The 6,499-nt window shown below is 70.9% G+C and carries 6 protein-coding genes and 1 pseudogene; 3 read left to right on the forward strand and 4 right to left on the reverse strand.

Annotated elements, in window-relative coordinates; genetic code table 11:
• Nucleotides 1–131: 131 nt before the first annotated feature.
• The 3 genes from cgtA to rplU all read right to left on the reverse strand — a co-directional run bounded on the left by cgtA (nucleotide 132) and on the right by rplU (nucleotide 2,089).
• Nucleotides 132–1,217: an Obg family GTPase CgtA gene (gene cgtA / locus ABFC67_RS06795; protein WP_346737235.1), complete on the reverse strand. Its 1,086-nt coding sequence runs from the start codon at nucleotides 1,215–1,217 to the stop codon at nucleotides 132–134.
• Between the two features lie 279 nt (nucleotides 1,218–1,496).
• Nucleotides 1,497–1,754 (reverse strand): 50S ribosomal protein L27, encoded by a 258-nt coding sequence (rpmA, locus tag ABFC67_RS06800; RefSeq protein WP_346737236.1) that lies wholly within the window; start codon nucleotides 1,752–1,754, stop codon nucleotides 1,497–1,499.
• A gap of 23 nt (nucleotides 1,755–1,777) precedes the next feature.
• Nucleotides 1,778–2,089, reverse strand: coding sequence for a 50S ribosomal protein L21 (gene rplU, locus ABFC67_RS06805; protein WP_346737237.1), 312 nt, complete (start codon nucleotides 2,087–2,089; stop codon nucleotides 1,778–1,780).
• Between the two features lie 266 nt (nucleotides 2,090–2,355).
• On the opposite strand from rplU, the gene uvrA reads away from it, so the two are divergent.
• Nucleotides 2,356–5,223 (forward strand): excinuclease ABC subunit UvrA, encoded by a 2,868-nt coding sequence (gene uvrA, locus ABFC67_RS06810; protein ID WP_346737238.1) that lies wholly within the window; start codon nucleotides 2,356–2,358, stop codon nucleotides 5,221–5,223.
• A 41-nt stretch (nucleotides 5,224–5,264) separates the two neighbouring features.
• A complete protein-coding gene (locus ABFC67_RS06815; RefSeq protein ID WP_346737241.1) occupies nucleotides 5,265–5,678 on the forward strand; it encodes a thioesterase family protein in 414 nt (137 codons plus the stop codon).
• 129 nt (nucleotides 5,679–5,807) lie between these two features.
• On the opposite strand, the gene ABFC67_RS06820 is transcribed toward ABFC67_RS06815, so the two are convergent.
• On the reverse strand, nucleotides 5,808–6,236 hold the full coding sequence (locus tag ABFC67_RS06820) for a copper chaperone PCu(A)C (protein ID WP_346737239.1): 429 nt from the start codon (nucleotides 6,234–6,236) through the stop codon (nucleotides 5,808–5,810).
• A 59-nt stretch (nucleotides 6,237–6,295) separates the two neighbouring features.
• Here ABFC67_RS06820 and ABFC67_RS06825 point away from each other — a divergent pair.
• A pseudogene (locus ABFC67_RS06825) lies at nucleotides 6,296–6,499 on the forward strand (hypothetical protein); the annotation flags it as partial.

Below are 6,499 nucleotides of genomic sequence, written 5' to 3' on the forward strand. Positions count from 1 at the left end.
CCTGCCGCAGCCTGCCACGCGACCTCCCGGTGCGGGCCGTTCGGCGGGAGCGGCTGCAGCCGCGAACGGGACGGCGGCAGGCGCGGCCGAAGCCGCTCCCGCCGCCGCTGTCGCTGCGTCCGCCGTCGGCGTCATGCGTCCGGGCCCGACGCGCCCTCGCCGCGCAGGCGAACGTCGCCGTTCGCCGCGACCGCCTCGGCCGCCTCGGCCTTGAGCGCATCGAAGAAGCTCTGCACGCGCAGGCACACGTCCCAGGTGCCCTCGTGCGCGATCGCGGAAACCACGAACCACGGCGCGGTCCAGCCGAGCCGCGCGACGATCGCGCGCGCCGCGGCGGCACGCTCCTCGGGCGCCAGCAGGTCGGCCTTGTTCAGCACCAGCCAGCGCGGGCGCGTCAGCAGTGCCGGATCGAACTTGGCCAGCTCGTGCTCGATCGCACGCACCTGCTCGACCGGGTCGCCGCCGTCCAGCGGCGCCATGTCCACCAGGTGCAGCAGCAGGCGCGTGCGCGAGACATGCTTGAGAAACTGCACGCCCAGCCCCGCGCCGTCGGCGGCGCCCTCGATCAGGCCGGGGATGTCGGCGATCACGAAGCTCTTGTCGCTCTCGACGCGCACCACGCCGAGGTTGGGGTGCAGGGTGGTGAACGGATAGTCGGCGACGCGCGGCGTCGCCGCCGAAACCGCGCGGATGAAGGTGGACTTGCCGGCGTTGGGGAAGCCGAGCAGGCCGACGTCGGCCAGCAGCTTCAGCTCCAGCTTCAGCTCGCGAATCTCGCCGGACGTGCCCGGCGTGGCCCGGCGCGGCGCGCGGTTGACCGAGCTCTTGAAGTGGATGTTGCCGCGCCCGCCCTGGCCGCCCTGCGCCACCCGCAGGCGCTGGCCGTGCGCGGTCAGGTCGCCGATCGTCTCGTCGGTATCGACGCTCATCACCACCGTGCCGACCGGCACGCGGATCACGCAGTCCTCGCCGCCCTTGCCGGACATCTGCCGGCCCATGCCGTCCTGCCCGCGCTGGGCGCGGAACACGCGCTGATGACGGAAATCGACCAGGGTGTTGAGGTTCTCGTCGGCCTCCAGCCAGACGGTGCCGCCGGCGCCGCCGTCACCACCGTCGGGGCCGCCGAATGGAATGAACTTCTCGCGCCGGAAACTGACGCAACCGTTGCCGCCGTCGCCGGCGCAGACCCTGATGTTGGCTTCGTCGACGAATTTCATGGGCGGCAGGATAAGGTCGGGACTCGGGACTCGGGACTCGGGACTCGGGACTCGGGACTCGGGGAAAGCGTAACAATCTCTGGTCATGCCGGCGCAAGCCGCAATCCGGTGAGCACGTCGTGCGAAGCACACGAAACAGGCCTTGCGCGCGCCGCGCGGCATTTCAACTGGATTCCGGCCTGTGCCGGCATGACACCGGAGAGGGCTGTGCGAACCGACCCTGCCCAAACAAAGAGCCCCGCGCGTGGCGGGGCTCTGTCGCAAACGTGGCAGACGGGGTCAGCCCGCTTTCACGTTCACGGTGCGGCGGCTCTGCGGGCCCTTGGTGGTGAACTCCACCGTGCCGTCGACCAGCGCGAACAGCGTGTAGTCGCGGCCGCAGCCGACGCCGACGCCCGGATGGAACTGGGTGCCGCGCTGGCGCACGATGATGTTGCCCGCCTCGACCTTCTGGCCGCCGTAGAGCTTGACGCCCAGGTACTTCGGGTTGGAATCGCGGCCGTTACGCGTGGAGCCGCCAGCTTTCTTGTGTGCCATGGCTATTTACCTCCGGTCCGCGCTCAGGCGCTGATGCCCGTGATCTCGACTTCGGTGTAGTGCTGCCGGTGGCCCATCTGCTTGCGATGGTGCTTGCGGCGGCGGAACTTGACGATGCGGACCTTGTCCGCGCGGCCGTGGGCGCGCACCTTGGCGCTCACCGTGGCGCCCGCGACCAGCGGCGTGCCGACCTTGACCGACTCGCCCTCGCCGACCATGAGAACCTGGTCGAACTGGACGGTGCTGTCCACTTCGGCGGGCAGCAGCTCCACGCGCAGGACTTCGCCCTGCATGACGCGGTACTGCTTGCCGCCGGTCTTGATGACTGCGTACATGGCGGATGACCCTTCTGTAGTTCTTCTGGGTGTTGCGAACGCGCGAGTATAGCGGGCCGGCCGGCCGCGGGTCAAACCGGGCCGGCGGCGTCCCCCAAGCCAACCGTAGGGCGGAATCGCCGCGCAGCGGCGCTTCCGCCGTTCGCGCCCGCTGCCGGCCCCGGCGGAAGCCGCTGCGCGGATTCCGCCCTACGGTCGGCGACCGTCTCCGGGGCCGAGATCGGACGGTTGTTATAGTAGCGGACCCGCCCCCATCTCCCGCCGTCATGGACACCATCCGCATCCGCGGCGCGCGCACGCACAACCTCAAGAACGTCGACCTCGACCTGCCCCGCGACCGCCTGATCGTGATCACCGGCCTGTCCGGCTCGGGCAAGTCCTCGCTCGCCTTCGACACCATCTACGCCGAGGGCCAGCGCCGCTACGTCGAGTCGCTGTCGGCCTACGCGCGGCAGTTCCTGTCGATGATGGAGAAGCCGGACGTCGACCACATCGAGGGCCTGTCGCCGGCGATCTCGATCGAGCAGAAGTCGACCTCGCACAACCCGCGCTCGACGGTCGGCACCATCACCGAGGTCTACGACTACCTGCGCCTGCTGTTCGCGCGCGTCGGCACGCCGCGCTGTCCCGACCACGGCACCCCGCTGGAGGCGCAGACGGTCAGCCAGATGGTCGATGCCGCGCTGGCGCTGGACGCGGACAGGCGCTGGATGCTGCTGGCGCCGGTGGTGCGCGAGCGCAAGGGCGAGCACGTGCAGGTGTTCGAGCAGCTGCGTGCCCAGGGTTACGTGCGCGCGCGCGTCGACGGCACGGTGTACGACCTCGACGCCGTGCCGGCGCTGACCCTGCGCCAGAAGCACACCATCGAGGCGGTGATCGACCGCTTCCGCCCGCGCGCGGACCTGAAGCAGCGCCTGGCCGAATCCTTCGAAACCTGCCTGCGGCTGGGCGAGGGCCTGGCGATCGTCGCCGACATGGACGACGCCAAGGCGCCCGAGCAGCTCTACTCCTCGCGCTACTCCTGCCCGGTCTGCGACTACTCGCTGCCGGAGCTGGAGCCGCGGCTGTTCTCGTTCAACTCGCCGGTCGGCGCCTGCCCGTCCTGCGACGGCCTCGGCGTGACCCAGGTGTTCGATGCCGGGCGCGTGGTCGGCCATCCCGAGCTGTCGCTGGCCGGCGGCGCGGTGCGCGGCTGGGACCGCCGCAACGCGCACTTCTTCCAGTTGATCCTGTCGCTGGCGAAGCACTACGGCTTCGACGTCGATGCGCCCTGGCAGTCGCTGCCGGCGAAGGTGCAGCAGGCCGTGCTGCACGGTTCCGGCGACGAGGTGATCGCGTTCCGCTATCTCACCGAGCGCGGCGGCAAGGTCACCCGCGAGCACCGCTTCGAGGGCATCCTGCCCAACCTGGAGCGCCGCTACCGCGAAACCGAATCGGCGGCGGTGCGCGAGGAACTGTCCAAGTACATCGCCGACCGGCCCTGCCCCGACTGCGGCGGCCAGCGCCTCAACCGCTCCGCGCGCCACGTGTTCGTCGCCGACCACACGCTGCCGCAGCTGACCGCGCTGTCGATCGACCGCGCGCTCGGCTTCTTCGAGGCGCTGAAGCTCAGCGGCTGGCGCGGCGAGATCGCCGCGAAGATCGTCAAGGAGATCCGCGAGCGGCTGCGCTTCCTGGTCGACGTCGGCCTCGACTACCTCACCCTCGACCGCCAGGCGGATTCGCTGTCCGGCGGCGAGGCGCAGCGCATCCGCCTCGCCAGCCAGATCGGCGCCGGCCTGGTCGGCGTGATGTACGTGCTGGACGAGCCTTCCATCGGCCTGCACCAGCGCGACAACGAGCGCCTGCTCGGCACGCTGGTGCGCCTGCGCGACCTCGGCAACACCGTGATCGTGGTCGAGCACGACGAGGACGCGATCCGCGCCGCCGACCACGTGGTCGATATCGGCCCCGGCGCCGGCGTGCACGGCGGCGAGGTGATCGCGCAGGGCGGCGTCGCCGAGATCGTCGCCGCGCCGCGCTCGCTGACCGGCGACTACCTCGCCGGCCGCCGCCGCATCGCAGTGCCGAAGCTGCGCCGCGCACCCGACCCCGAGCGCGTGCTGAAGCTCCTGGGCGCTTCCGGCAACAACCTGCAAAACGTCGATCTGGAGATCCCGGCCGGGTTGTTCACCTGCGTCACCGGCGTCTCCGGTTCCGGCAAGTCCACGCTGGTCAACGACACCCTGTTCCGCCACGCCGCCGCCGAACTGAACGGCGCCAGCGAGCGGCCGGCGCCGTTCGAGGCGATCGAGCACCTCGACCTGTTCGACAAGGTGGTCGACATCGACCAGTCGCCGATCGGGCGCACGCCGCGCTCCAATCCGGCCACCTACACCGGCCTGTTCACGCCGCTGCGCGAGCTGTTCGCGCAGGTGCCGGAGGCACGCGCGCGCGGCTACCAGTCCGGCCGCTTCAGCTTCAACGTGCGCGGCGGCCGCTGCGAGGCCTGCGAGGGCGACGGCCTGATCAAGGTCGAGATGCACTTCCTGCCCGACGTCTACGTGCCGTGCGACGTCTGCCACGGCACGCGCTACAAGCGCGATCCGCTGGAAATCCTCTACAAGGGCCACACCGTCGCCGACGTGCTCGACATGACCGTCGAGGACGCGCTGAAGCTGTTCGAGAACGTGCCGGTGCTGGCGCGCAAGCTGGAGACGCTGATCGACGTCGGCCTCGGCTACATCAAGCTCGGCCAGAGCGCGACCACGCTGTCCGGCGGCGAGGCGCAGCGCGTCAAGCTGTCCAAGGAACTGTCGCGGCGCGACACCGGCAGCACGCTGTACATCCTCGACGAGCCGACCACCGGCCTGCACTTCCACGACATCGAGCAACTGCTGCGCGTGCTGCACCGCCTGGTCGACCACGGCAACACGGTGGTGGTGATCGAGCACAACCTCGACGTGATCAAGACCGCCGATTGGATCGTCGATCTCGGCCCCGAAGGCGGCGCCGGCGGCGGCCGCATCATCGCCGCCGGCACGCCGGAGGACATCGCCGCCGCGCCGCACTCCTACACCGGTCGCTTCCTCGCCCGCACGCTCGACGCGGCGCCGGCGCCGGCGCAGCCGCAGAAAAAGAAGAAACGCGCATGACCACGCCGCGCCGCAAGCGCTCCGCCGAAGCCGTTCCCGCCATGCCGGCCGCCGTCGCGCCGAAGCCGCTGATCGCCGCGCCGATCGCCGTGCGCTGGCGCGACCTCGACGCCTTCAACCACGTCAACAACTCGACCTTCCTCACCTACCTCGAGGAAGCGCGGCTGCAGTGGCTGCGGCAGGTGCCCGGCCCGTGGTTCGACGCGCACGCGATGCCGCTGCAGGCCGCCTGCGAGGTCAACTACCGCCGGCCGATCGAATGGCCGGCGCAGATCGTGGTCGAACTCGCCTGCGAGCGCCTCGGCAACAGCTCGCTCACCCTCGCCCACCGCATCCTCGACGCCGCCGACCCGGCGCGGCTGTACAGCGACGGCCGCGTGGTGATGGTCTGGGTCGATCCGGAAACCGGCAAGCCGGTGCCACTGCCGGCGGCGATCCGCACGGCGTGCGGATAAATGGGCGTGCGCGTCGGCGCGTCGGCGCCGGGTCGCCTGCACGCAGGCTCCTGCAACGCGCGCGCCTGCTACGAGCCTGCGTGCAGGCGACCGCGACAAACGCCCCCCTAGGGGCCCGCGCGCAGGCGACTAACGTGTCGTGAACTCGACCTGCATCGCCGTGCCGTCGGCCTGCACGAGGCGGATCGCGACCTTGTCGCCGGGCCGCAGCGCGCGCTTCGGCTGCATCAGCATCAGGTGCATGCCGCCGGGCGCGAACGCGACGCGCGCGCCCGGCGCCACCGCGACGCGCTCGAGCGGGCGCATGCGCGCGACGCCGTTTTCCTCGATCGTGCGGTGCATCGACACGTCGCCGAAGGCGTCGCTGTCCGCTGCGGTCACCACCACCGGCGCATCGCCGGTGTTGCCGAGCACCATGTAGCCGGCCAGCATCATCGCGCCCGGCGGCGCCGCGCGGATCCACGCGTCTTCGACCGTCAGGCGACCGGCCGCCTGTGCGGTCGCAGCGGCAATCATCAGCAAGGCGGCCGCAAGGCCGCGCAGCAGAGCAATGTTCATGGGCATTCACCTCGCGCGGCTATGATAGCCGGCGTTCCCGACAGGAGGTTGTCGCGACCATGCACTGCGCCCAGCTCGCCGTATCGATCGCCGCTCTCGTCGCCGCGCCCGCGCTCGCCGCCGACGGCCCCGCCCTCACCCTTTACCGCAGCGACAGCCCCGCGCTGTACGCCGGCAGCGGCAGCGCCGCCGAGGACGGCTACGCGCTGGTGCACGAGCGCCGCACGCTGCAACTCGCCGGCGGCGTGCAGACGCTGGCGCTC

Origin of the sequence: Mizugakiibacter sp. (genome assembly GCF_039680435.1) — a bacterium.
In the GTDB taxonomy this organism is placed as follows: domain Bacteria; phylum Pseudomonadota; class Gammaproteobacteria; order Xanthomonadales; family Rhodanobacteraceae; genus Mizugakiibacter.

Coding starts and splice junctions, on each gene's coding strand:
- cgtA (WP_346737235.1), bottom strand. CDS start 1,217: ATGAAATTCGTCGACGAAGCCAACATCAGGGTCTGCGCCGGCGACGGC.
- rpmA (WP_346737236.1), bottom strand. CDS start 1,754: ATGGCACACAAGAAAGCTGGCGGCTCCACGCGTAACGGCCGCGATTCC.
- rplU (WP_346737237.1), bottom strand. CDS start 2,089: ATGTACGCAGTCATCAAGACCGGCGGCAAGCAGTACCGCGTCATGCAG.
- uvrA (WP_346737238.1), top strand. CDS start 2,356: ATGGACACCATCCGCATCCGCGGCGCGCGCACGCACAACCTCAAGAAC.
- ABFC67_RS06815 (WP_346737241.1), top strand. CDS start 5,265: ATGCCGGCCGCCGTCGCGCCGAAGCCGCTGATCGCCGCGCCGATCGCC.
- ABFC67_RS06820 (WP_346737239.1), bottom strand. CDS start 6,236: ATGAACATTGCTCTGCTGCGCGGCCTTGCGGCCGCCTTGCTGATGATT.